Below are 26,018 nucleotides of genomic sequence, written 5' to 3'. Positions count from 1 at the left end.
ACTCTCTATCATTTTTGCTGAACTAAATATTTTTTTTCTATTTCGTTAGCTGGAAGTGGTTTGCTGAAAAAATAGCCCTGTATTAAATCGCATTGTTGATTGATAAGAAAGTCAAGCTGTTCCTTTGTTTCAACACCTTCTGCGATTACTTGCATTTGAAGGTTGTGTGCTAGTGTGATGATTGCTTTTACAATAAAGGCATTATTATGATCAATCATGATTTCATCGACGAATGATTTATCGATTTTGATATAATCGATTGGAAAATTTTTAAGATAATTAAGCGAACTATAGCCAGTCCCAAAATCATCAATACTGATGCCAATACCAATTGCTTTTAACTGTTTCAAAACATTAAGGGAGTATTCATACTCCATCGCCATATACTCAGTGATTTCCACTACGATATATTGTGGATCGAGTGCTGTACGTTCTATTGTATCCTTCATAAATGTAATGAGATCTTTCGTAAGAAATTGCTGTGTGGATAGATTAACGGACACTTTAATCGGTGCCATTCCAGCATCCTGCCATTTTTTATTTTGGGAGCATGCCTCATAGATAACCCACTTTCCAATTTGGGTAATCAATCCGTTTTCTTCAGCCAATTTGATAAATTTACCCGGAGGCAGCAAACCTAGCGAAGGATGTTGCCAGCGAATTAACGCTTCTAGTCCAACTATTTCACCGGTTTGAGGTTGAATCTGTGGCTGATAGTGGAGGACAAATTCATCATTCTCTAATGCTTTTCTTAAATCGGCCTCTAGCCTGTATTCGTACACCATATCCACTAATAATTCGGGAGTATAAACACTATAGCGATTTTTACCAAGTTCTTTTGCCTGATACATTGCATTATCCGCATAAATCAAGAGCTTTTCCATTGTAATTGGGTAGTCGGGATAAATCGCTATTCCGATACTCGCTGTCGTATGTAATTCGTCACTGCCGATATAAAAAGAATCATGAAATAGATTAAGGACTTCTTCAGCCTTTTTCGTAACATATTCGGGATCATCAAAATCCTTAAGTAGGAATATAAATTCATCGCCGCCCATTCTGGCGAGTATATCCTTTTCTCCGAGGCAACTGGATAAACGTTTGCTTACCTTCTTGAGGAGAATATCTCCGCATGAATGACTAAAGTTATCGTTAATAATTTTAAAACGGTCCAGATCAATGTATAGAAGGGCCAACGTCCTCTTATGACCTGCGTTTATTTCCTTGATGATGGTTTCAATTTCCTTGTTAATATATCGTCTATTTGGGAGATTTGTTAAGTCGTCATGATAGGCTAAATAGTTATATTTTTCTTGAAGAAAGTAACGGTCTGAAATGTCCCTGAACTGTCCAAAGGTACCTATCATTTTATCCTCTTCATAAATCGGCTGAGCATCGAACAGGCAGACTACAAGTTTTCCGTTGTCATCTATAAACTGAATTTCTTCGTTAGTAAATATTTTTCCTTTTTTCAGTACTTCCTTAAAATATGTTCCTGTAATTGTTGATTCACAAATATTTCTTCCTAACACGGACTCACTGTGGTTATTCGAGATTTTTTGGGCAAAATCGTTAAACTTAGTAGTGATTCCGTTTTCATCTGTGATGACAATTCCATTTCTTGTTCGGCTTAACATAATCTGATTCATAATATTTAGCTGCTTATTCTGTTTCCTTAATAATAGTTCTCTTTCAATCGAATCAACCGCTTGGGTTAGCATCGTTAAGAAAAGTGGGTTCTGAAACTGGATGGGCATCATAATGGACACACTGCCAAGCAGGTTATTTTCATCTGTATAGTGAAATGCCGTACCATAACAGGCAATCTCATGAAGAAACGTATGATAATGCTGTGTGCCGACAATACTGATGGGGTGTTTTTGCTGCAAGGCTAGACTGACCACATTCGTTCCTGTATCTTCCTGGGTGAACAGGCTGCCAGGTCTAATCCCGAATTGCTGGATGGTAGCTATTATTGATTCATCCCCTTCAATATCAAGTAGGTAACCAACAGCATCCGAAACGACAACCAGTATTGGGGTGCCTCTTAAAGAGTCTAATAGCTTATTAGAGAAAAAACTTACAACTGATAGGATTTCACTATATGATTTTCTTTTCTCAGCTAGATCCTTTCCTCTTAAAAAATGTTTCGGTCTGGATACCTTATTTGGATCCATTCCAGCCTCTTTGCAAAATCTATTCGACTCTAATATATAAGAAGCGTCATTTTTATTCATATTTACCTCCAAAATTTTTCCATTATTATTGCTGTTAAATTTCAGTTGGTTGAAGAAATCATTAAAGAAAAAAAGTAACCGTCCTCACCACGACCAATGGATAGGATAGTTACTTTTTATTCGTTTTTGCTTGGTCAGACTGTCATATGCTGTGTCTGGGATGACAGAGGTGATCACGCTATTCTTTTTTATAAAATTATTATAAATTTTATAACAGTAGAATTCAATTTGTTATTGAAACTTGGGGCCTTGTACATGGTCAAAGTGACGCCTGAATAAATATTGCGGGACTAATGAACTGTTTTAACTGTTGTATCTAAATTTGTAAGAGCAAGAATGAACGCAAAAACGCATGGATCTTTGTTTGAGAAAGTCCATGCATTTTAAAATGAATAAGCTGAAAGAAGAGAAAAAGCGGTCTCATAGAGGGTTCATGAGACAATCTCAAGCTGAAAAAAGAGAAAAAGCGGTCTCATGGGAAGTTCATGAGAACCAATTTCATCTTTCTCGCCTCCTTTCATTATCGGAATCTTCAATATAACCATAAAACAGAATTGATTTAATTGACATGTCTTTAATATGTCTTTAAATCACAGGACGGGAGGGGGATATGTCGAAAGAAGAAAGAAGTAAAAGAAGGTAAAATAAATACAAGTTACCTGTAAGTATTGAAGAAGTAATTGTTTCTGAAAATCCGATAAATGTACATTTGGATGAAAACTGTGCAATAAGAAAAGGAATTTCCCCATGTCGGCACTGAAAAATATTAATCAAACGTTTGATTGATATGTGTGTTCTTATTTTAGAACTTTGCCAGGCAATTAAGATAACGTCTTTTTAAGGAAGACGTAATTGGTAAAAAGCTAAACACAAATGGAAGCATGCATCATCCGATGGACTGGACGGAGATAAAACAATAGAAGTTTAATTATTTATGAAGAAGCTGGCACATGCTAGCTTCTTTTCTTTGGCTAATGTGTTTTCATTTTAGTATCTGCTAATAAGATTGCATTAGAAAAATTTGGCAGTCACCAAAAAGGACTTGGCAAAAGCCAAGTTTTTCTAATGTTTCCTTCATTTTGATCTCTTTCTGTGATTTTTCTAACAAATAGTACAAATGTCACAAAAAGGACTAATTATGTATAAAACTTCGTCACAATACTCTGACGTATATTACACAATTGTCCTTTATGATATTGGAGTACTATATCAGAATAATTTAGGAGGGATAATCCTAATGGAAGAACTCATGCTGGCGCGGATTCAGTTTGCTTCCACCACGCTGTTTCATTTTATTTTTGTTCCTTTATCCATCGGATTAGCTTTCATCATTGCGATTATGCAATCGATGTATGTAATTAAGAAGCAAGAAATTTATAAGAAGATGACAAAGTTTTGGGGCATCTTTTTCTTAATAAATTTTGCAGTGGGTGTCGTGACGGGAATTATTCAAGAATTCCAGTTTGGAATGAACTGGTCAGACTATTCTCGGTTTGTCGGTGATGTGTTTGGTCCACCATTGGCCATTGAAGCATTGCTTGCTTTCTTTGTCGAATCGACATTTATTGGATTATGGGTTTTTGGTTGGGATAAACTCCCTAAAAAATTGCATTTAGCTTGTATTTGGATTGTATCAATCGGAACGATGTTGTCAGCATTATGGATTTTAGCTGCTAACTCGTTTATGCAAAATCCAGTTGGATATACCATTAATAATGGTCGAGCTGAAATGAATGATATTGTCGCTGTACTTACAAATGAAAAGCTGTGGGTAGCTTTCCCGCATACGATTTTCGGAGCCTTTACAACGGCGGCTTTCTTGGTTATTGGTGTAAGTGCATGGAATTTGTTGAAGAAAAGGGAAATCGAATTTTTTAAACGCTCAATGACCATTTCTTTAATCGTTGGTTTAGTATCAGGACTTGGAATTGCTTTTTCAGGGCACTCTCAAGCTGCATATTTAATAGATGCTCAGCCGATGAAAATGGCTGCGGCTGAAGGGCTATGGGAAGATAGTGAGGACCCAGCTCCATGGACCCTTTTTGCTAATATTGATGTTGAAAATAAAGAAAGTACAGCAAGGATTGAAATTCCGTATATGTTAAGTTATTTAGCTTACGGTGAGTTTTCTGGAAAAATAGAAGGAATGAACACGTTACAAGAAAAGTATGAGAAAAAATATGGTGAAGGGGATTATATTCCACCTGTAAAAACGACATTTTGGAGCTTCCGTGTAATGGTGGCAGCAGGCGGTCTTATCATATTGCTTAGCGCGTTAGGACTATTCTTAACATGGCGGAAAAAAATTGAAAAAAGCACTCGCTACTTAAAGTGGCTAGTTCCTGCTATTTTCCTTCCTTATATTGCAAACTCGGCAGGATGGATTATGTCTGAGATTGGACGTCAGCCATGGGTTGTAAATGGCTTAATGTTAACGGCTGATGGGGTTTCACCAAATGTATCCTCAGGACAAATATTGTTTTCGCTTATTTCATTCTCATTAATATACACGTTGCTTGGAATTGTCATGGTGTATTTATTCATTAGAGTGATTAAACAAGGACCAAATGAGAAGCCGAAAGAAGATATTTCTGCCTCAGATCCTTTTAATGCGGGAGGGTTGCAAGATGCAGTTAAGTGAGTTGTGGTTTGTTCTTGTCGGTGTCTTGTTCGTCGGTTTTGTTTTTCTTGAAGGATTCGACTTCGGGGTTGGAATGAGTACAAAATTCCTTGCGAAAAATGACTTAGAAAAACGCGTATTGATTAACACCATTGGTCCATTTTGGGATGCCAATGAAGTATGGCTGCTTACAGCAGGAGGAGCTATGTTCGCTGCATTCCCACATTGGTATGCGACGCTATTTAGCGGCTATTATTTACCATTCGTCGTTCTCTTGCTCGCCTTAATTGCAAGAGGTGTTGCCTTTGAGTTTAGAGGCAAGGTTGACTCCAAAAGATGGACTCAAACGTGGGATTGGGCGATCTTACTCGGCAGTATCTTACCGCCGTTTTTGTTAGGTGTGCTATTTTCTGGCCTCATCAAAGGGCTGCCGATTGATGAGAATATGAATATGCACGCTGGATTCTTAGATATTGTTAATGTTTATACCGTTGTTGGCGGACTTGCGTTCGTATTGTTATCGTATTTACACGGGTTGATGTTTATAACATTAAAAACGACAGGTTCCTTACGTGAGCGTGCCCGTCAAGCGGCATTGAAAATGTATATTGCTTCTGGAGCAGTTGTGGTACTTTTTGTTGTATTAACAGCGGTTTACACAGAGGCATTTGCAGAAAAAGGCGCTATTCTAATTCCGGTGTACGGGCTGGCAATTGTTTTATATCTGCTGCTGTATCCTTTATTACGTAATAAAAAAGAAGGTTTCAGCTTTACAGTAACAGGCATAATCATGGTACTTGTCACATCTTCGTTCTTTATTGCTTTATTCCCGAACGTGATGATTAGCTCCATCGATATTGTTAATAATTTGACTGTTTACAATGCGGCATCTGGTGATTATTCATTGAAATTAATGGCCATTGTTGCAGCGATTATGGTTCCGATTGTTCTCGGATATACCATTTGGAGCTACTATGTATTTAGAAAACGCGTAACAAGTAAGGAGCATTTAGAATACTAATGGACAAACAACTTTTCAACTATCATGGCAGTAAAACTCATATGCTAGTAGTTGGAATGCTTACGGTTGCACAGGCCATCACAATTATTTTTCAGGCGATTTTTTTATCGGAAGCCATTGTGAAAATGTATAACGGGACTGCTTGGTCAGCAGTCCTTCCCTCGTTTTATTGTTTTATCGCAGCGTATGTGCTTCGGCATTTAATCCAATGGGCGAAGGAAAGACTTGCCTATCGGTTTGCAGATAAAACGTCTCTTCACGTTCAGCAGTTACTTGTTCGCAAGTTATTCGAGCTTGGTCCTCGCCGGATCGGAAAAAAAGGTTCCGGAAACATGATCACACTATGTTTAGAGGGTATCCCAAACTTCCGAACATATCTCGAGCTTTTTATTCCTCGTTTTATTGCAACCGTTTGTATTCCGATTGTAGTGCTTATCTACGTTTTAACGGTTGATACGACTTCAGCCATTATTCTTGCTATCGTCATGCCGGTTTTGATTGTTTTTCTAGTTTTACTAGGGATGCTTGCCCAAAAGCAAATTGATGCACAATGGGATACTTATCAGCTGCTTTCCCGTCACTTTGTAGATTCATTACGGGGGCTTGTCACGCTGAAATATTTGGGACAAAGTAAGGCCCATCAAAGTGCCATTGCAACCGTAAGTAATAAATACCGGATTGCTACGAATCGGACTCTAAGGGTGGCTTTCTTATCGACATTTTCATTAGATTTCTTTTCGAGCTTATCTGTCGCCATTGTAGCTGTTGAGCTTGGACTGCGCCTTATAAATGGAGACATTGGCTTTCAGGCTGCGTTAGCCATCCTCATTTTAGCACCAGAATATTTCTTGCCAGTGCGTGATCTAGGGAATGATTATCATGCGACGATGGATGGGAAGGAAGCTGGAGAGAAAATCCGTGAGCTGCTTGAGATGGAGACCTTTGCTAGTGAAGAAAATGAGATATCCGTTCCCCAATGGAAGGAAGAAAGTACGTTAACAGTGCAACGGCTAACAAAAAGCTCAGATGATGAAGATAGGCTCCTTTTGAAAAATATAGGTTTTCAAGTGAGCGGCTACAAAAAAGTAGGCATTGTCGGAGCATCTGGAGCAGGTAAATCTACGCTTATCGATCTTTTATCCGGCTTTTCTCATCCTACAGGTGGAGAAATTAAGATAGATGGAACTGAAATTCCTTATTTTTCTCTGAAAGATTGGCAGGAGCAAGTGACCTATATCCCACAGCATCCGTATATTTTTGCTGGAACAATTGCAGAGAATATTAGCTGGTACGAACCAAATTCTCCAAGAGAAAAGATAGAAGAAGCAGCAGAAATGACGGGTTTAATGGAATTAATTAAAAGCTTTCCGAATGGTCTAGATGAAAGAATAGGTCAAGGCGGCCGAAGCTTAAGTGGAGGGGAAGAGCAGCGCATTGCGTTAGCACGAGGTTTGCTGCAAGTCCGTCCGATTATGCTAGTGGATGAACCAACAGCCCATCTAGATATTGAAACGGAACATGAGATTAAGAGCTTAATGCTTCCATTATTAGAAAATAAACTCGTCTTTTTTGCGACACATCGACTGCATTGGATGCGAGATATGGACGTTATTTTGGTGCTTGAAAATGGCCAAATTGTTGAACAGGGAACGCATGCTGATCTTTATCAGCAAAAAGGTGCATACTATCGACTAATTAAGGCACAAAGGGGGGAGAGAGCGGAATGAACTTATTTCGAACCTATATTGCTCCCTATTTAAAACAATATAAGTGGTTAATGGGCGTGACGATTTTTTTAGGCATATTAACCGCACTTACTGCATCGATGCTTACTTTTACTTCGGGGTATTTAATTACTAGGGCTGCTGAAAGACCTGAAACCATTCTCCTAATCTATGTACCAATAGTTGGGGTTCGGACATTTGGGATATCGAGAGCCGTATCAAGGTATGTAGAGAGGCTAGTTGGACATAATGCGGTGCTAAAAATATTGTCTGATATGCGTGTGAAGCTATACGGAATATTAGAGCCACAAGCATTGTTTATCCGTTCTAGGTTCCAAACGGGGGATTTACTAGGGACACTTGCAGACGATATTGAACATTTACAAGATGTTTATATTAGAACGATTTTCCCGACCATTATTGCCCTGTTTCTATTTGTGTATTCCATCATTGTTTTAGCCCTATTTGATTGGGTGTTTGCCTTATTTATGGCCCTTTGTTTAAGTATCATCGTGTTTGTTTATCCGCTCTTGTCTTTATTTTTCCTAAAAAAAAGGCAGATTGAACATAAAGAAAAACGAAGTCGATTATATCAAACATTTACAGATGCTTTATTTGGTTTAAGTGATTGGATTATTAGCGGGAAGAAAGAGCGCTTTATTAAGCAATTTGCTTCTGAAAGTAAGGAGAGCCATAGCCTTGATAAGAAAATTGCTTTCTGGAACCAAGCTCGTACGTTTCAGCTGCAAGTTTTGTCAGGAATAATCTTAATTATTGTCGGAGTGTGGGCTGGCTCTGCGGCTCAGGCGGGCGACATTATGCCAACCTATATTGCCGCATTTACTCTAGTTACGCTGCCGATTTTGGAAGGGATGCTTCCACTCTCACATGCCATTGAGCGAATCCCTGCTTATCAGGAATCATTACAGCGCATTGAACATATTCGTAAATTTGTTCCTGAGAAAAAGGTACGTACTGAAAAAGGAGAATTTTCAAGTCATCCGGAGATAGAGTTTCATGACGTTTCCTATCGTTATGAAGGGGAAAATAAGGATGCCCTTCATCATATTTCTTTATCTATTCCGCACGGACAAAAAATAGCGCTTCTAGGAAAAAGTGGGGCAGGAAAATCAACCTTATTACAATTGCTGCTAGGTGCCCTTTCTCCTAAAAACGGGACGGTCCATATTCATGGACAGCATCCGGAATCGTATGAAGAAGACATCTATAAATATGTAGGTGTGCTGAACCAAAAGCCGTACTTATTTGCCACAACAGTAGCAAATAATATTTTGTTAGGAAATAAAGAGGCAACGGCAGAGGAAGTGGCTGAGGTCATTAAGCAAGTAAAGCTCGATCACTATATCCATTCACTTCCGAAGGGGATCCATACGCAAATGGAAGAAACAGGTCAACGATTCTCAGGCGGCGAAAGGCAGAGAATCGCATTGGCACGGATCTTATTAAAGAATACGCCCATTGTCGTATTAGATGAACCGACAGTAGGATTAGATCCGCAAACCGAAGCGGACTTGCTTGAAACTATGTTTACGACATTAAAAGATAAAACGGTTATTTTAATCACGCATCATCTTATAGGAATTGAAAAAATGGATCAGATTCTATTTTTAGATAAAGGGCAGGTTGCGATGAGCGGGACACATGACCAGCTCATGGAGACGAGTGCTCGCTACAGGCAGCTGTACTTATTGGATCGGGGAGAAGAATAAAGAGATAAAAGAAAGGATTTGCTCATCGCGAGCAAATCCTTTTCTATTATTTCCCAATAGTAATTTTAGTTCCTGCTTTTAGAGTATTGTTTGCATTATCTTTGATAGCTGCAGTTTCTCTTGTCAAAATTTCTATATTAGCAGTGGTAAATGTCGTACCATTTTGCGGAATAATCAACAATTCATTTTGGTTAGAACTGCCTTGTACTTTATATTGATCAGTTTTTAGTTTTTCATTATTGACCGTTATATCAAAATTTGTTTGATTGACATCAAACAAGAAGATATTTTCTGAGAATGTTAGTTTGATATCTTCATTATCAACGGCAGCCTTTTCCAATAATGGCTGTGTATTCTCGGTCAGTTCAATGGTATTCGTGAATGTGTCCATGGTGTTATCTGAGAGATCCTTTACGCCTTTTGCAGTAATGCTGTATTTCGTTGTTGTTTTGATGGTTCCTTCAGGGAGCGTAATCGTCACTTCTCGTTGGTCAGGGCTCAAGGTTAAGGTTGAATTTGACGGTATCGCGCTATTTCCAATGAAATAGTTTGAGTACAATGTTGCGGTCCCTGCATCTACCTCTTCATTAAATTCAGCGGTGAATATTCCGTTTCCGGCTTTTTCGGAAAATGTAACCTTTGGCTTTTCTGAATCTAATTTTTTCGTGATGGAAGTAGTGAAGGCACTGTTATTATTTTCTGAAATGCTTCTATCTTTGACAGCACCCTCTGAGACACTTATATTGTATGTCCCGTCCTTTAATTTACTCGCATCAATGATAATTTGGTTCTCCCTGTTCGATTTGAAGGTTGGTGTTATTGTACTTCCTTTATAGGAAACCGTTATTTTGTCAGCTGACGGAGTTCCTGCTTTTAGCGGCTTGCTAAAGGTTAGCCGGATTTCATTTGTATTCTTATCGAATTGGGCACTAACAAATCTAGGTGGTGTTAGATCCTTGGTCATTGTGACGGATCTTTCATATGTCCGTCCCGTATTGCCATCAAGATCCTTGAATGACTTAACTTGTATATATAAATAAACGGAGATGTCATTTTGACTGTAAATGGTTGCAGGCAGTTCAATTTCGAATTTTGTTTTTCTGCCGTCGGAGATGTCTCTAATGAATGCTGGTCTAATGGTGGAATTGTTTTTTGTAATGGCAAGGTGACTTAAAGCATTGAAGTCTGCTAATGCTTCGCTAAATTCAATGGTAATGGTTTTCTCATCCTTCACCTGCAGAGAGCTGACCGTAGGGGCTATCGTATCGGCTGCCGGATTATAGAGAAAATTGCTGCTATATGTGTTCATGGTATTAGGCGTGGAGACAACTAAATCTCTTGCCCCTGATACAACAATCGAATAATATTTGCCTTTTTGTAAACCGATTTTTTCAAGCTCTGATTTAGGGACGACGACTTTGTCAGTTTCATTTGATAATGAATTAAACGTAACAGCTTTTCCGTTGATTGAAACGTTTAGAGGTGAGTTGCCGTTAATTAGCTCGGAAAAGGTGATCTCGACATTACCATTTAAATTCGTTGTCACAGCGGATACAGTTGGCTTGATTGTGTCTGAAAATGTGAATGAAGAGATATAATTTTCCATGCCTAATGGTTCATAATTGGTGGTTTGGATATTTTTTTTCAGTGTGACGGTGTAGGCCGAGTTTGTATAAAGTGGTTCATATAATTCGATAATGGCCGTTTTTTTGGTATCTGACAGCTTGATGCTTTTAATTGATCGACCGGAAACGCTATAATTTGCTATGTTTTCAGCCCCATTTGCGCCATTTCCGGAAAGCATCGCTTTATTAAAATCAACTTTTATTCTCTTTGGTTCGGATGCGCTAACTTTTCCAACCTTAGGGGTAAAATTAGAACCAATGGAGTTTAGGCGATCGGTTAGTGTTTTTTTGATGACAGGATTGTCCACATAGGGTAAGTAAAATCTTGCGGATTCTAGATGTTTTTCCGCATTTGCAAAATCATTGGCTGCAATTGCTTTTTGCGCCAAATCGATTTTAATTTTCACTGTAACAGCATATATCGCACTATCGCGAACCCTTTCAGCAGCTTGTTTATAATTTGAGCGGATGAGGTCACGTGTCGACTTCCCGTATACGCGATCCAAGAGAATGGCCTGCTTGCGGATTTCCCTCGAAAGCTCATGATACGCCATTTCTGTGTCATCATTGATAAGGTTTTTATTTATTTGATTAGCTAACACTTGCTGTTTTGCGCGAATCTTTTCTCCAGCAGTGATAGCATCGATATAATACATTGTTCGATTGATATGAAGCTTCACATGTTCATCAAGCTCGGTCATATATCTGTTCTTTTGTGAAGCGGGTAAGGTGTTGACTGCTTTTACAGCCTTGTCATAGGCTGTCTTCGCTGCGTTATAAGCTGCCCACGGCCGTGTTGTTCCATCTGCTTTACCTTCAATTGATATGGCCCATTTTAATATGGTCCCGGCATCCTTTGCTTCCTTTACTAGCTTTTCAACCTCACTGACAGAAGCAGCCTCAATGGAGCTTGTCGCAACAAAAGCAGAAGCTGCAATGGCAGAGGCACTTGCAATTTTAATAGCTTTCTTTTTGGTCATAGATATCCCCCTTGGTAACGAATAAGTGGTATTTGTGGTAATGTATGGAATGCGTTTTTGTTTTTATTGTAAGAGATTAATGGATATTGATAAATAGATAAAATGGCATACTTTTATAATGGTCTTAATGGTATAGTGGCTTTTTTTTATATCCTTCCTAATGACTAAATAATAAACAGTATTTGGGAATAAAAAGCATTTTTATTAAAGGCTGTTTTCGTAAAGTTGGTTGTTTTTAATGCAATTTTTATTTAACTATCTGAGTTGATTGGAGCGGAGGGCACTTGACTCCTGCGGGAATGGAGGGAAGCGTGAGACCCCACAGGCGCAAGCGCCGAGGAGGCTCACGTCTCTCCACGCGGAAAGCAAGTGACCGCAGCGGAAATCAACGGGTAAAATTTGAAGGCAAAAGCAACAATATATGCGAAAAGAGCCTTATTAAAACTATTATTGAAAGGAACGATAAAAAACCGTCAAAATTAGTGATGCTAATGAGGAAGCTAATTTTGACGGTTTAATCTGAGTTTTAAATCTTTAAATCAATTATCTAAATACAGAATACGGAACTTTCACCTCGAGCATTCCTGCTACATAGGCGGCAGCTTCGTAATGCTGGAATTTAACAACGATTCCATTTTCGTAAAAATAAAAAGGTCGACTATTATCAAACGTTAAATCATCAAGCTGGTCTGTAAATACCATGCCGATTTTTTTATTCTGATTTAACAGATCTGCTTTTGTATACTTCATTAACTTTGTTAGCTCACTTTTATTTTCTGCAACATTGGTTAATGCAATTTGATTTCCAGTCCGAATATCAAAATTATAAGACTGAACAGCAGTTATACCATGGGCTCCACCAGTATAGGTGTAGTCATAAATAAGGATACTGAGGAGGTTATTTTTGTTGTATTTTACTTCATAACTTACTTCATAACTTACTTCATAGCTGTATTCATGGTCGGGATCGTCTTGATTAGATTTTTTCACTTCGAGTGCGGATTTATAGGAAGATTCTATATGTTTTTGTAAAACTTCATTAATATTTTTTTGTGCAGCGCTATTCAATAATCCTTCTACTTGTGGGTATTGAAATACGTCTTGATAATTTGCCTTTGCAACCTTTACACCGAGTGCTTGCAGTTTAGCTTTGGAAGGCGTTTCGTATTTTGCAGCTGCGGATTTCTTAATGAATGACCCTCCGCCAACACCGTAAAGTCCCCCTAAATCATTCCGGTATGAATAAACGCGATACTCTTCACCTTTATTGAGTTTTCTGACCTCAACTAAAGTTTTATTATCTTTGTCAAATTTCCACAGTTGTGAATCTTGTAAGATAGTTACTTTTCCTATTTGCCCTTTTCTCAGTTCTGTTTTTCCCCACATGACACTTGCCTTCGCTGAATTGTTAGGTGAAATTGAAAAAATAAGAACAATAGCAAACAATAAACTTAATATTCTCTTCATTATAAAAGCCTCCCCGATTTTCATTTAACTTCCTTTACCTTAAAGACGTTCTGAATTAGAAAAAAGTTGACGATAAATTGAAAATTTTTTAGCTTAAACTCATGCACACGCCATGAGGATTTGTGATGATTCCTAATGCTTGTTTAATCAAACGATTGATTAATTAGATTTTCCTTTTGGTAAGGCTGTTTTCGTAAAGGTTGTTGTTTTTAATGCAATTTTTATTTAACTATTTGAGTTGATTGGAGCGGAGGGCACTTGACTCCTGCGGGAATGGAGGGAAGCGTGAGACCCCACAGGCGCAAGCGCCGAGGAGGCTCACGTCTCTCCCCGCGGAAAGCAAGTGACCGCAGCGGAAATCAACGGGCGAAATTTGAAGGCAAAAGCAACAATATATGCGAAAAGAGCCTTTGATAAAAGTTAATCATTCGCTGTTATGTTTAATTTGGTGTTAAATTTTAGTTAACTTTGTAGGATTTACCTATTTCCTGTCGAATGATAGAATATGAGGGGGCTTTTTGTTGTCATTTTGCTATTGTTCTTAGAAAGCAAATACCCTTTATAATCTATCTGGAGGGACTTTTTATGAAATTCATGAGAAAGTTCGGTCTATTGTTTCTTGTTAGTCTAATCATACTTAGTGTTAATGGAAATGGAATCAATGCTAAAGCGATGGAGACTGACTCCAGAGTATCGGAAAAAGGTCTAATGATGGCTTCAGCGAATGCAAAAGCCTATGATGAAACATATAAGAATCTATTAAAAGCGATTACTAGTTTTCAAGATACGGCTTATTTTCCTCCAAACCGCATCTCCTATAAAGAAATTAGTCCAATCATTAATCAAGTGTTAGCCGATCACCCGGAGATTTTTTATTTTAAGCATGAAGGGACTCGGTTATATTCAAATGGAAAAATTGAACTAAAATACAAGTACCCGACTAAAACGATCAAAGAAATGGTGAAAAAGCAGGAGGCAAAGGCGGCTGAAATTATTAAGCAAACGATTAAGCCTGGCTATTCAGATTTTGATAAGGTGAAGGCAATTCATGATTATATTGTCCTCAATACAGCTTACGATCACGACAATTTTCAAAAGGGAAAAGTACCTGAAGCTTCCTTTACAGCATATGGGGTATTAATAAATGGAGTGGCTGTTTGTGAGGGATATGCCGATACAATGAAGCTATTACTGGAGAAAGCAGGAGTTGAAACCCATAAAGTTTCTGGAAAGGGCAATGGGGGACCTCATGCTTGGAACTTAGTCAAGGTGGATGGAGAATATTTCTACATCGATACAACTTGGGACGATCCTGTGCCGAATCGGGAGGGGCAGGTCAGTTACAAATATTTTCTCGTTCCGGCATCCTATTTAAAGAAGGATCATTCTTGGGATGAAAAGCCATATCCAGCAGCGAAGAGCAATCGATATGCTTATTTTCAAGAGTTCTATTCTGCTCAGGAGATAGGGAATTATTACTATTATTCAAATAGCTTTGACGATCATAGGCTATATAGAATTGGAACAGATGGAAAAGGAAAGATGAAGATTCTAGATGCTAGGGCACCTTACTTTGTTGTTGCTAAAGACTCCATCTATTTTAGTAATTATTCGAATAACGGGTATCTGTTCCGAGCCAAATTAAATGGATCTGGTTTGCAGCAGATTAACAAGGTTCACTCCATTGATTTATATCTTGTAGAGGATAAATTATTCTATACAAATAAATCATCGGGTACGAAGACTAAAATTGGCATTTAAATATAGTAATAGAATGGAGTTATTGCCATTGGGTGGTAGCTCTTTTTTTATTCATATCTTGCTCTGACCATCGGAAAATTCTACTAAGCAGTATTAATCAAACGTTTGATTAATAGGGAAAAGTAGTATTTCTTGTAAATAGCATTCCAATGCAGTTGTTAATTATAGTAAAATATGTCTATGAAATAGAAATAGATGGAGTGTTGGCAGTGAAAAAGTCATGGTTATATATATCTTTTATTTGTTTATTTCTGATTTCATTCCAAGTGCAGGGAGAATCAGCCTCAGCAGCTAGCAAAATAACAAAAATAGGGAAGCCCATTACGAATAGCACAGCGATTACAGCTTCTTCGGGAAATGACGCGAAAGGGAATGCCCTTATGTATGTGATTTTACAAGGAGAGCCTGCTCAGCTTGTTGTGTTTGATATTTTTAAAAAGACATTGGTGGATCAAAAGGTGTTAACTGGTTCATCAAGCGGCTGGGCGATTGAAACAGATGGAAAAGGCGAGGTTTGGATTGGAGGAACGCCTTCAAATAAGCTTTATAAATATAACCCGAATCAAAAGAAGCTGACGGACGTTGGGAAAGCGACGAGCGGCAGTACTTCCATACATGATATTGAGGTTGATAAGGACGGCCATATTTACGGAAGTACTTCCTATGAGGGCGGGCTTTTCAAATATAGTAATGGAAATTTCCAAAATCTCGGCCAAGCTTCCAAAGGAAAAATGATTGGCCGAAGTCTAGCCTATAACCCTAAGACCCATACGATGTTTGTTGGGGTTGGGGCCAATGCTGATTTAATTGCCTGGAATCTGAAAACAAATGAGAAAAAATCCATTCTGCCAGCTAAGTATAAGAACATCACCTCTATTTATGATTTAGATCAAGCAGGCGGTGTCCTATTTGCCAAACTGGAAAAGCAAAATAAGATTCTCATGTTCGATGCACAGTCATATAAGTTCAAAGGCGAACTAAATGCAAAATCAAGAGGCGTTTCAAAGCTGTCTCCAAACGGGAAGAATGTTTATTTTACAAATGATTACCACTTGCAAAAATTAGATTTACAAACTGGGAAAATAACACCATCTAAAAAATCATTATCAGGTACAGAGGCGGTATCACTTGATTACGTTAAACAAGGTGGCAAGCCATTTTTAACAGGCCTGCTTGGAAATACAGGGACCTTCTTTACATATGATTTGGAAACGGAGGATTTAATTGTAGATCGCTTTACGCTACCTGCTTTAGGTGTGCCAATTTACAATTTGGCAGCGGGACCTGATGGGAATATTTATATTAGCAGCTATGTATCGGAAAAAATGGGCGTTTACCATCCAGAGAACAAATCTTTTTCAACCATCGATAGAGTGGGACAAGTCGAAGGATTTGCGGCGATGAACGGTCGGTTCTACTTAGGGGTATATCCAGATGGGAAAATAAATGAGATAAATTTTTTACAGAATCCTTATGTTCAGCCTCTTTTTACGATTGGAAATGGACAGGATAGACCGGTAACGATGACAGGGGCACCAGGAACAAACTATTTATATATCGGCACTCATCCGAAAAACGGAGAGGTTGGGGGCAGCTTAACGATTTATGACACTGCCAAAAAGACGCAATCTGTTAGAAGAAATCTCGTGAAGGATCAGAGCATTATTTCACTAACGACTCATCAAGGCTATGTGTATGGAGGCACCTCTATATTTAGTGGCAAAAATATTGAAGGCAAACAAAATGCTGTATTTTTTAGATTGAAAAGTAATTCCCCGACTGGCAAGATTGAAATTTTACCTTTAGGCATTAATAAGCCGCGCATGATCCATGCGCTGACTGCGGATGACAAAGGCAAAATATATGGATTATCCGATGGCAATTTCTTTGCTTATGATCCGCAAACAAAGAAAACCCAATCGGTCAATGTTGTCAAAAATACAAGCGGCCGCTTCCGCAATGGCTCACTTGTGATCGGAAACGATAAATATATTTACGGTACAGTTGAAAACACTCTCTTTAGAGTTCATTCCGGTACATTCAAATTAGAAATCTTAAAGAGTAACGGAGCAGAGAGAATCACTAAAGGAATGGATGGGGTTATCTACTTTACTTTTAAGGATGAGCTGTGGAAGTTGGAGTAGTTGTTCTTCAAGCATAATCTATAAAGAAACAGGTGCGAATCCCATAGCGGTGTTCGCACCTGTTAATATTTGGGGTTATTTTGTTTTTCATCAAAGGGACTGCACATTATCTTTGTTATGTTAATTTTTATCGCAGATTAACGGGCAGTAAGACCCCCACTACAAGGTTGCGAGAGAATCAAAGAAACCTAAGTGGAGGATCAACTGCCCGTAAAGGCCCATAAAATGAACACAGACTAAAAGCGCCACATCGTGTGGCAACGTCTGCGTGACCCACTTCCTGTGGGCCGCAACTAACCATCAGTGGGGGATGAAAGAAAACCCCCACTGATGGAAGTTTCACTTTATTTTGCTCCCATTGCAAGCTGCATAGTTAGACGAATTGGCAGTGCAGGATTAGAAAACTGATTTACATCCCCTACAAAAAACAAGTCCTTCTGTGGGTAATAAAATGCAAATGAACCTGTTGAACCGGAATGCCCCAGCAATTCTCCCTTTTCCACAAATGGTGTCATGAAGCCACCAAGGGCAATTCTCATATATCCTCCTCCATAGGAAATAGGCCACATTGTGATTTGCAGCTTGTTATAACATGCGAGTGTGTTGAAAATCGCCTTATTAAATAATTTTCCACCAAAAAATGCTTTAATAAATATCATCATTTCCCGAGCAGTAGAGACAGCACCACCGCTTGCGCGGCAACTGTTTATAAATTTAGGACGCTTCAATACTTTATCCTTGTAGTATATATTTGGCACAAAATCTCCTTCACTTTGAGGCAGGTAGGTATGTTCAAGTTGTAATGGTGCAAAAATCAACTGTTGGTAGGCTTCAGCCAATGTTGTACCGTTCACATTTTCAATAATTTCACCGAGTATATCAAAATTGATATCAGAATAATAGGCTTTCCCTTTCGTTTGTGGAGCAAAATGTGGTTTTAGCTGCTTTGTCCAATTCAAAAGTTCATCAAAAGAAAAGGAGAAATCTTCATTAATTACTTTCTTTTTTGTAGAATTTTTTTTCTCCTCAAATTTGTCAGGTAATCCGCTAACTTGAAATAACAAGTCGGAAATACATAGATCAAATGAATATTCATTTGACTTATAGAAATGTAGTTTGCTAAGGGTATTTTTGTTGAAAAATTCTGATATTTCATTATTCAAAGATAGCTTTCCTCGCTCTTGTAAAATCAAAATACAGGCGGTGGTAAACAGCTTTGTAATGCTCGCCATTAACAATGGTGAATCTACATCCTTACCGCCATGGCCTTTGATCCAAGAAAAGTTACCGCTTGAATCTTCAATATAAACAATTCCTTCGTGAATTAGCTTTGAATTCCTCGTTTTATTAAAAATTTTTTCGAATTTCAGTACTTTATTCATTCCCATAAGAACTCCTTTCTTATAAATGTTTTACAGACTTCGTGATTACTTACATTTTACAAGAAAGGGTATTTTTTATGAGTTTAAAATGCACTAAAAATTGATTTTCATCAACTTTGGGACAGACAACTTCAAGAAAAATCACGAAACCATTCCCCTGATTATAATCCCCCTTCTTATGAAGATTTCATAGACTAGTGATTTTTAATCGATGAGAAATAGGCCCCATTTCAGGAAAAACCTGAGTAAAATGGTCATAATCCTAGTACGATCCAATTTCATAAAATACAGTATTGCTTCACAGCGCTTCTCGAATATAACAAAAAAATAGACATCGGATTCCCGATGTCTATTCAAGTTAGGTAAGCACACTGGAAAATAAACCAATTGATTTATCTGCTAGCGTACACTTACTATTGTAAACTAGTATGATGAGTATGGGAATATAAAACATGATTAAATGATTATTTTATCATGGGTAAAATTTACTAATTGTTTAATATTTTACATTTTATTTACCAAAGGTTAAAAGTTTTAATATATAATATTTTTGAAATAGTAAGAGATTACAAGGAGGTAAGCCATGCAAAAGTTTAAAAAGGGCTTTGCTGTATTAGTTTCATCTGTAGTAGTATGGTCCGGTTTTGGTGGACAGTTTTCTGTAAAAGCTGAAAGTACAACGGCTAATACAGATACGAAGAAGATCACTATTCTACATACGAATGACTCACATGGACGTGTAGAGGAAAGTAAAAATGATGGAATGGGCTTTGCTAAGTTATCAACACTTGTAAAGAAATATGAAAGTGAAAATCCGAATACACTTTTATTAGATGCAGGAGATACACTGCATGGAACGACTTTTGCAACACTTAGCAAAGGGGAAAGTATTGCGAAAGTCATGAATAAGGTTGGCTATGACGGTATGGCTGCCGGGAATCATGATTTTAACTATGGTTATAAGAGATTATTAGAAATTGAAAAAATGCTAGATTTCCCGGTTTTAAGTGCGAATGTTCGCCAAAAAGATGGGTCTAATCTATTAAAACCGTATACAATTAAAGAAGTAGACGGGATTAAATTAGGTATTTTTGGCTTATCAACTCCAGAAACTTCATATAAAACACACCCGAAAAATGTTGAGGGCTTAACTTTTACTGACCCTGTTAAAGAAGCTCAGGCAATGGTGAAGGAATTAAAAGCTCAAAATGTTGATATGATTATTGCGGTTACACATCTTGGTATCGATAAATCTAGTACAGAAACATCGATTAAAGTAGCAAAAGGGGCTCCTGGCATCGACTTAATTGTAGACGGTCACAGCCATTCTACTCTTGTTGAAGGCTTAAAAGGTGAGAATGATACATTAATCGTAAGCTCTGGTGAATATACAAAGAATCTTGGTGTCGTTGAGTTAACGTTTGAAGGCAAAAAATTAACGAATAAAACGGCAAAATTAATTAATAAAGATGCAACTGCAGATGTAAAACCAGATCCAGAAGTAGAAAAAGTCATTACTGATATTAAAACGGATCAAGAGAAAATTTTATCAGAAGTGATTGGTAAGACTGCAGTGAAGCTAGATGGCGAACGCGAGCAAGTTCGTGTTGGTGAAACAAACCTTGGTAATCTAATTACAGACGCAATGGTAGACATGACTGGAGCGGATATGGCAGTAACAAATGGCGGCGGAATCCGTGCATCCATCAATGAAGGTACGATCACAAAAGGTGATGTTGTTACTGTTCTTCCGTTCGGTAACTATATTGTTACAAAAGAGTTAACAGGTGCCCAAATTAAGGCTGGTCTTGAAAATGGGGTAAGTTCATACCCAGAATCAAAAGGTGCATTCCCGCAAGTATCTGGTTTAACATTTGCTATTGATACAGCTCAAGAAAAGGGCAGCCGAGTACATTCAATGAAAATTAAAGGGCAGCCAGTTGATATGAATAAAAAATATTTGGTTGCGACAAATGACTTTATGGCTGCAGGCGGAGATGAGTATACTTCATTCGGAGAAAGCCCGATCGCAAACGAGTTCCCTGCTTTAGATGAAGCACTGATTACGTATATCCAAAAGATCGGAACAGTGAATGCAAAAGTAGAAGGACGCATTGTTGCAAAACCGATGGAGAAGGAAGAACCAGCTAAACCAGAAACACCAAAACCAGAAACACCAAAGCCAGGTTCGAAGGTTTACTGGGATGGCTTATTAATGAAAAAAGGTCAAATTGGCCGAGTGGTCATCGAAAAGCCAATCAATCTATGGAAACGCGATGCAAATAACAAACTTACTTTTGTCCGCGTGTTAAACCCGGGTGAGAAATACAGAGTTTACACTCATGATAGCAAGTATTCCGGCCAATATGGTGTAGGTGGCGGTCATTTTATTACCAACATGAAGGGCTATGTTAAATACGAAACACCGTCTAAGAAAAAATTGGCTGAGTTGAATAAATAGAAGTTAAGTAGTGACAGAGAGTCTTAAGGGCTCTCTGTTTTTTTTGCAATCTTAAATTGAAATGAATAATTTTTACAAACTTATCAGAAAAACTAGCAGGTTATTAGTAAATTTTAAGTTTATCGGCCGAACATAGCTAGTTTTCAGACAAATTCTAAAGTTTATCGGGAAACTACGTGGCTTTTGTTTCCATTTTTTCTACGAATATCTTTAAAAGTGGAAACTATCGAAGCTTTGTTTCCACTTTTCCACGATTTTTTAAAAAAATGGGAAACTACGCGGCTTTTGTTTCCATCTTTTCCGCGAATATCTTTAAATTTGGAAACTAACGAAGCTTTGTTTCCACTTTTCCACGATTTTTTAAAAATACGGGAAACTACGCGGCTTTTGTTTCCATCTTTTCCGCGAATATCTTTAAATTTGGAAACTAACGAAGCTTTGTTTCCACTTTTCCACGATTTTTTGAAAAAATGGGAAACTACGCGGCTTTTGTTTCCATTTTTTCTACGAATATCTTTAAATTTGGAAACTATCGAAGCTTTGTTTCCACTTTTCCACGATTTTTTAAAAAAATAGGAAACTACGCGGCTTTTGTTTCCATCTTTTCCGCGAATATCTTTAAATTTGGAAACTATCGAAGCTTTGTTTCCACTTTTCCACGATTTTTTTAAAAAAACGGGAAACTACGCGGCTTTTGTTTCCATCTTTTCCGCGAATATCTTTAAATTTGGAAACTAACGAGGCTTTGTTTCCACTTTTCCACGATTTTTTAAAAAAATGGGAAACTACGCGGCTTTTGTTTCCATTTTTTCTACGAATAACTTTAAATTTGGAAACTAACGAGGTTTTGTTTCCACTTTCCCACGATTTTTTAAAAAAATGGGAAACTACGCGGCTTTTGTTTCCATCTTTTCCGCGAATATCTTTAAATTTGGAAACTATCGAAGCGTCGTTCCCACTTTTTCACGATTTTTTAAAAAAATGGGAAACTACGCGGCTTTTGTTTCCATTTTTTCTACGAATATCTTTAAAAGTGGAAACTATCGAAGCTTTGTTTCCACTTTTCCACGATTTTTTAAAAAAATGGGAAACTACGCGGCTTTTGTTTCCATTTTTTCTACGAATATCTTTAAATTTGGAAACTAACGAAGCTTTGTTTCCACTTTTCCACGATTTTTTTAAAAAATATCGGCTAAATCTAGCCGGTTATCAGCCAAAAATCAAGATTATCAGCCAAATTCACCAGTTTATCAGCCAATCAACAACCATTCTCCACGCTATCAAAAATTAGTCATCAAAAGCTCAAAAATATCAACCAAATGAAATAATATTTACCAAATTGAAAAGAATAAATACCCCTACCACCTTTTGTTCCCTCCGATATCCATGTAAAATAAAACTATATTACAAAAAAGATAGATTTCAAGGAGAAGATGATGAAGAAATTAGTTACATTGTTTTTTGTTTTAGTTCTTAGCCTTTCCACTTTTACACCGGCACAAGCATCAAGTGATAAAGTGCCTATTGCAGGCAGCTCGATTTTAACTGCTAAGCAAATGGGGGATTATGTTTTATTAAAGAATCCTGAGCCGAAGTTAACGACGGTGGATATTTATAGATTGGCAGAATTATATTTATCTTTAGGACGCCAAGAGGGAATTCGCGGGGATATTGCTTTTGCGCAAGCGATTTTGGAGACGGGTTATTTTAAATTTGGGAAGGATGTATTGCCTGAACAGAATAACTACTCAGGTATTGGTGCGGTTGGCGGCGGTGCACAAGGAGCTTATTTTAATACGCCTGAAGAAGGGGTAAGAGCGCAAATTCAGCATTTGAAAGCCTATGCAAATACCGAGCCGCTTGTCACTGAGAAAATTGATCCGCGATTTGATTATGTAAAGCGGGGGATAGCTCCCTATTGGACAGATTTGAATAATCGCTGGGCCGTTCCAGGGGATCAATACGGAGAGCGAATTCTGGCTATTTTTTCAGAGATGAAGAGTATCAATTTAGCGATTCCGAATGTAAGCAGCGATTGGTCTTCCAAACTTCCTCCAGCTGCCCTTTATTTGAAAGCGGATATGCCGCTTATTAGTCCTGATGGAAAAGTGACGAAGGTGTTGAAAAAAGGATATAACTATAAAGTATTCGGAACGATTGGAAACAACTATAACATGGGTGGAAACTATTATATTGCTGCCAATAGCGGTAAAATGAGTGTTTATATTGGCAGGCTGCATATAAAAAATAAGGATGTTAATCTCTATCGACCAGATGGAAAAGTTCATCGGAAGCTAGCTCCTGGTGAGATTGTTCGCGTGTACAGCTATGATGACAAAGCCTATTATGTAGGCGGGGGCTACTATATTCAACGTAATGCCGGTGTTTCTTTTTATAAAGGCACAATCAAAATGACAGCAGATAGTCCGCTGTATGCTACAAATGGCACAGTTGCTAAAACCTTGAAAAAAGGCCAAGAGTTTAGAGTGTACGCAATCAATGGCAATAAGCTTGATCTAGGCGGTGGCTTCTATCTAAATTATGATAAACAGAAACAAGTTTACAATAATCATTAATAGATCATCTAATGGGATGTCTTCTAAGTCTATTTTTCAGCTTAGGGACGTCCCTTTTCTTTTTAGATCGATTTGCTTTTATCCCGCATTAACGGGCAGTAGACCCCCACCTCAAGATTAAGAGAGAAGCGAGGAAGATAGGTGGGGGTCTACTGCCCGTAAAAGCCCGATTGGTTCAACTAACCATCAGTGGGGGATGAAAAAAACCCCCACTGATGGAAGTTTCACTTTATCTATAAAATCGGCTAGCATCGTATCCCTCTGTGCTATAATACCTAATTTTTACAATAAATGGGGTTGGAAAGGGAATTTTTTCTACTAATGAGATAGAATGAAAGTGAAGCATAAATTTGGAGGTACGACAGATGATTTATTACGTGCATCTATGGAAGGGACTTCTTGATCCGAATGTTTTCTCTTATCAAATCGGGAAGGCAGAGGAAGTAAGAGGGGTATGGAAAAAGGCTGCTTTATTGACCTTGTTTAGTATTCTTCTATTTTCATTAAGTGGCTACTTTGGCTTAGGTCAGGATTTTTTAATGAAAGAAATAACGGAAATCAGTCGACAGGAATTAGAGGCTAAGAAGCTTCTCATCACTGCAGGTCAGCTTTTATGGGGACTTGCCTATGCTTTGTTTATTCTCTTTGGTTTCTCGGTCATTCTTTGGGCTATGCTGGATTTACCGTATAAGAAAATCGTAGTGGTTCAACTATTCGTCCTCAGTCTATTGCTGGCGGAAAAGGCGATTTTGCTGCCGTTGAATATCTGGCTAGGGATTGGTCCTGAAGCATCACCTTTCTCGCTAGGTGTGTTGATGAGATATATGACCTCAAATATCATAATCGTTCAGTTCTTTTCCCATCTTTCTATTTTTAAAATTTGGGTGATTTATTTTCAATATAAAGGTCTGAAAAATGTAAGTGAAAAAAGTCCGAGATTGGTATTATTCATTATTATTTTTGTACATGTATTCTTTTGGCTTGCGTCTGCATTATTATCCTATCTAAAAATTGAAAGTTTGATATAGACAGGTGGTGGGAAGAATGAAGAAACAGATCAAGCTAATTTTATTTATTGCTGGCGGCTTGCTTATCGCAGGAAATATGTTTTTAATCCTGAAAGACGATTCCAAAATTGAACGATCCGCTTATATCAAAAACTTTTTACCTGCTGAAAAGGAAAATATTAAGCAGTCCTTTCATACAAAGGCAATCGTTGCTCCTGAAGAAGAGTCCTATTATTTCTACGATCAAAAAATGGGGTCATTTAAACAATTCTTCGTTAAAAAAGGGGAGGAAGTAGAGGCTGGTACCCCGTTATATGAGTATATTTCTGCTGATATAGAGGCGGATCTTGCAAGAACGAAGGCGAAGAAAGAAAAGATTGAAAGTGAAATCAGTGTTTTAGAAAAACATATTAGAGAGCTTACTGACTATCGGGATTCTTTATCGTTTGATGAAGAAGAAAAGGCTATTGAACGTTCGATTATACATAGCATTGATCAAGATATTTCCAATAAACAGTTACAGGCTGACATGTTAAGGCAAACAGCTGATAGTGTTGACCAAGAGCTGAAAGCTATTCAAACGAGTGAAGGAAAGCTGACGGTTGTGAGTGAGGTTGACGGCATAGTGAAGGATGTAAATGTAAGTTTAGGAAACCCTTTGATAACAATCAGCTCAGCGATCCCAACGATTCAAGGAAACTTGAATGAAGAAGAAAGAAATATGGTAGAAATCGGTATTCCTGCTGTCGTTTCTACTAAAAAGGGGAAGCTTAATGGAACTCTTGCGAAAGCGGACCATTTGCCCGATGGAGCTTATTCAGAACAAAAAGCAAGTCAATACCCTTTTTCAATACAATTGGATGATGAAGCACCTGATCTTCTTCAAGGATCTCATGTGGACGTTACCTTTATAACAAATGAGATTAATGGTGCACTTATGATTCCTAAGCAAAGTGTAGTAAAGAAAAAGAAGGGTTCCTTTGTCTGGATCATAAATTCTAGTGGAAAGCTTGAGGAAAGAGAAATTAAGACGGGAGTAAAATCCGATCACAATATCCAAGTCAAGTCTGGGGTTGAAAAAGGTGAGCTCATTGTTAGCGATCCATCTGCCATAAAAAAAGGTGAAGGGCCGTCTATTTATTCTCCTATAAATCTAGCAAAGCTAGAAATCTCTGAAATAAAAGAAATGAGAAAAAAGCATATTTTAAAATATATGTTAAAAGGTTTTTTAATCAGATAAACGGGGTGTATGGTGCAGAATGATTTGTACATGTGGAGTGTAC

14 protein-coding genes are annotated in these 26,018 nt (G+C 37.8%); 10 read left to right on the top strand and 4 right to left on the bottom strand.

Translation table 11 applies throughout. From position 1 onward, the window contains the following. Window positions 1–8: 8 nt before the first annotated feature. A complete protein-coding gene (locus tag FSZ17_RS21620; protein ID WP_057772977.1) occupies window positions 9–2,237 on the bottom strand; it encodes an EAL domain-containing protein in 2,229 nt (742 codons plus the stop codon). A 1,237-nt stretch (window positions 2,238–3,474) separates the two neighbouring features. Here FSZ17_RS21620 and FSZ17_RS21615 point away from each other — a divergent pair. From FSZ17_RS21615 to cydC, 4 genes are read left to right on the top strand one after another with little or no spacing between them, the layout of a single operon-like run. Then, the gene (locus FSZ17_RS21615) at window positions 3,475–4,878 is read left to right on the top strand and encodes a cytochrome ubiquinol oxidase subunit I (RefSeq protein WP_057772979.1); all 1,404 of its coding nucleotides are present in this window, start codon (window positions 3,475–3,477) and stop codon (window positions 4,876–4,878) included. Beyond that, window positions 4,865–5,878, top strand: coding sequence for a cytochrome d ubiquinol oxidase subunit II (gene cydB, locus FSZ17_RS21610; protein ID WP_057772981.1), 1,014 nt, complete (start codon window positions 4,865–4,867; stop codon window positions 5,876–5,878). Before FSZ17_RS21615 ends, cydB begins: the two co-directional genes overlap by 14 nt. Beyond that, window positions 5,878–7,605 (top strand): thiol reductant ABC exporter subunit CydD, encoded by a 1,728-nt coding sequence (cydD, locus tag FSZ17_RS21605; RefSeq protein WP_057772983.1) that lies wholly within the window; start codon window positions 5,878–5,880, stop codon window positions 7,603–7,605. The genes cydB and cydD overlap by 1 nt, the downstream gene beginning before the upstream one ends. After that, on the top strand, window positions 7,602–9,332 hold the full coding sequence (cydC, locus tag FSZ17_RS21600; RefSeq protein ID WP_057772985.1) for a thiol reductant ABC exporter subunit CydC: 1,731 nt from the start codon (window positions 7,602–7,604) through the stop codon (window positions 9,330–9,332). The genes cydD and cydC overlap by 4 nt, the downstream gene beginning before the upstream one ends. 46 nt (window positions 9,333–9,378) lie before the next feature. On the opposite strand, the gene FSZ17_RS21595 is transcribed toward cydC, so the two are convergent. Both FSZ17_RS21595 and FSZ17_RS21590 read right to left on the bottom strand, forming a co-directional pair. Further along, window positions 9,379–11,937: an Ig-like domain-containing protein gene (locus FSZ17_RS21595; RefSeq protein WP_057772987.1), complete on the bottom strand. Its 2,559-nt coding sequence runs from the start codon at window positions 11,935–11,937 to the stop codon at window positions 9,379–9,381. Window positions 11,938–12,480: 543 nt separating this feature from the next. Then, on the bottom strand, window positions 12,481–13,404 hold the full coding sequence (locus FSZ17_RS21590) for a DUF3298 and DUF4163 domain-containing protein (RefSeq protein ID WP_057772989.1): 924 nt from the start codon (window positions 13,402–13,404) through the stop codon (window positions 12,481–12,483). A 585-nt stretch (window positions 13,405–13,989) separates the two neighbouring features. Here FSZ17_RS21590 and FSZ17_RS21585 point away from each other — a divergent pair. Together FSZ17_RS21585 and FSZ17_RS21580 are read left to right on the top strand one after the other, a co-directional pair. Continuing rightward, window positions 13,990–15,165: a DUF5050 domain-containing protein gene (locus tag FSZ17_RS21585; RefSeq protein WP_057772991.1), complete on the top strand. Its 1,176-nt coding sequence runs from the start codon at window positions 13,990–13,992 to the stop codon at window positions 15,163–15,165. A 209-nt stretch (window positions 15,166–15,374) separates the two neighbouring features. Next, window positions 15,375–17,309, top strand: coding sequence for a WD40 repeat domain-containing protein (locus tag FSZ17_RS21580; protein WP_057772993.1), 1,935 nt, complete (start codon window positions 15,375–15,377; stop codon window positions 17,307–17,309). A gap of 344 nt (window positions 17,310–17,653) precedes the next feature. Here the strand turns inward: FSZ17_RS21580 and FSZ17_RS21575 are convergent, their stop codons facing one another. After that, window positions 17,654–18,691 carry a serine hydrolase domain-containing protein gene (locus FSZ17_RS21575; protein WP_228460251.1) on the bottom strand — a complete coding sequence of 346 codons (1,038 nt, stop codon included), beginning with the start codon at window positions 18,689–18,691 and terminating at the stop codon, window positions 17,654–17,656. Between the two features lie 583 nt (window positions 18,692–19,274). Between FSZ17_RS21575 and FSZ17_RS21570 the strand changes: the two genes are divergently transcribed. From FSZ17_RS21570 to FSZ17_RS21555, 4 genes are all read left to right on the top strand, one after another. Continuing rightward, on the top strand, window positions 19,275–21,152 hold the full coding sequence (locus tag FSZ17_RS21570) for a bifunctional metallophosphatase/5'-nucleotidase (protein ID WP_057772998.1): 1,878 nt from the start codon (window positions 19,275–19,277) through the stop codon (window positions 21,150–21,152). Window positions 21,153–22,585: 1,433 nt separating this feature from the next. Beyond that, window positions 22,586–23,728, top strand: a complete 1,143-nt coding sequence (locus FSZ17_RS21565) for a glucosaminidase domain-containing protein (RefSeq protein WP_082625276.1) — start codon at window positions 22,586–22,588, stop codon at window positions 23,726–23,728. A 365-nt stretch (window positions 23,729–24,093) separates the two neighbouring features. Further along, entirely contained in the window at window positions 24,094–24,756 is a 663-nt protein-coding gene (locus tag FSZ17_RS21560) for a hypothetical protein (RefSeq protein ID WP_057773000.1), read from the top strand. A 16-nt stretch (window positions 24,757–24,772) separates the two neighbouring features. Beyond that, complete coding sequence (locus FSZ17_RS21555) at window positions 24,773–25,975, top strand: efflux RND transporter periplasmic adaptor subunit (RefSeq protein WP_057773002.1); 1,203 nt, start codon at window positions 24,773–24,775, stop codon at window positions 25,973–25,975. Window positions 25,976–26,018: the final 43 nt, after the last annotated feature.

The sequence above is a fragment of the Cytobacillus dafuensis genome (genome assembly GCF_007995155.1).
GTDB lineage: Bacteria > Bacillota > Bacilli > Bacillales > Cytobacillaceae > Cytobacillus > Cytobacillus dafuensis.
The sequence above is the reverse complement of the archived record's forward strand: the minus strand, read 5'-3'. Positions and strand labels throughout refer to the sequence as shown.

Bases quoted from the DNA above. Each gene is read 5' to 3' on its own strand.
- FSZ17_RS21555 (WP_057773002.1), top strand. From the start codon at position 24,773: ATGAAGAAACAGATCAAGCTAATTTTATTTATTGCTGGCGGCTTGCTT.
- FSZ17_RS21565 (WP_082625276.1), top strand. From the start codon at position 22,586: ATGATGAAGAAATTAGTTACATTGTTTTTTGTTTTAGTTCTTAGCCTT.
- FSZ17_RS21560 (WP_057773000.1), top strand. From the start codon at position 24,094: ATGATTTATTACGTGCATCTATGGAAGGGACTTCTTGATCCGAATGTT.
- FSZ17_RS21570 (WP_057772998.1), top strand. From the start codon at position 19,275: ATGCAAAAGTTTAAAAAGGGCTTTGCTGTATTAGTTTCATCTGTAGTA.
- FSZ17_RS21595 (WP_057772987.1), bottom strand. From the start codon at position 11,937: ATGACCAAAAAGAAAGCTATTAAAATTGCAAGTGCCTCTGCCATTGCA.
- FSZ17_RS21590 (WP_057772989.1), bottom strand. From the start codon at position 13,404: ATGAAGAGAATATTAAGTTTATTGTTTGCTATTGTTCTTATTTTTTCA.
- FSZ17_RS21585 (WP_057772991.1), top strand. From the start codon at position 13,990: ATGAAATTCATGAGAAAGTTCGGTCTATTGTTTCTTGTTAGTCTAATC.
- cydB (WP_057772981.1), top strand. From the start codon at position 4,865: ATGCAGTTAAGTGAGTTGTGGTTTGTTCTTGTCGGTGTCTTGTTCGTC.
- cydD (WP_057772983.1), top strand. From the start codon at position 5,878: ATGGACAAACAACTTTTCAACTATCATGGCAGTAAAACTCATATGCTA.
- cydC (WP_057772985.1), top strand. From the start codon at position 7,602: ATGAACTTATTTCGAACCTATATTGCTCCCTATTTAAAACAATATAAG.
- FSZ17_RS21615 (WP_057772979.1), top strand. From the start codon at position 3,475: ATGGAAGAACTCATGCTGGCGCGGATTCAGTTTGCTTCCACCACGCTG.
- FSZ17_RS21575 (WP_228460251.1), bottom strand. From the start codon at position 18,691: ATGAATAAAGTACTGAAATTCGAAAAAATTTTTAATAAAACGAGGAAT.
- FSZ17_RS21620 (WP_057772977.1), bottom strand. From the start codon at position 2,237: ATGAATAAAAATGACGCTTCTTATATATTAGAGTCGAATAGATTTTGC.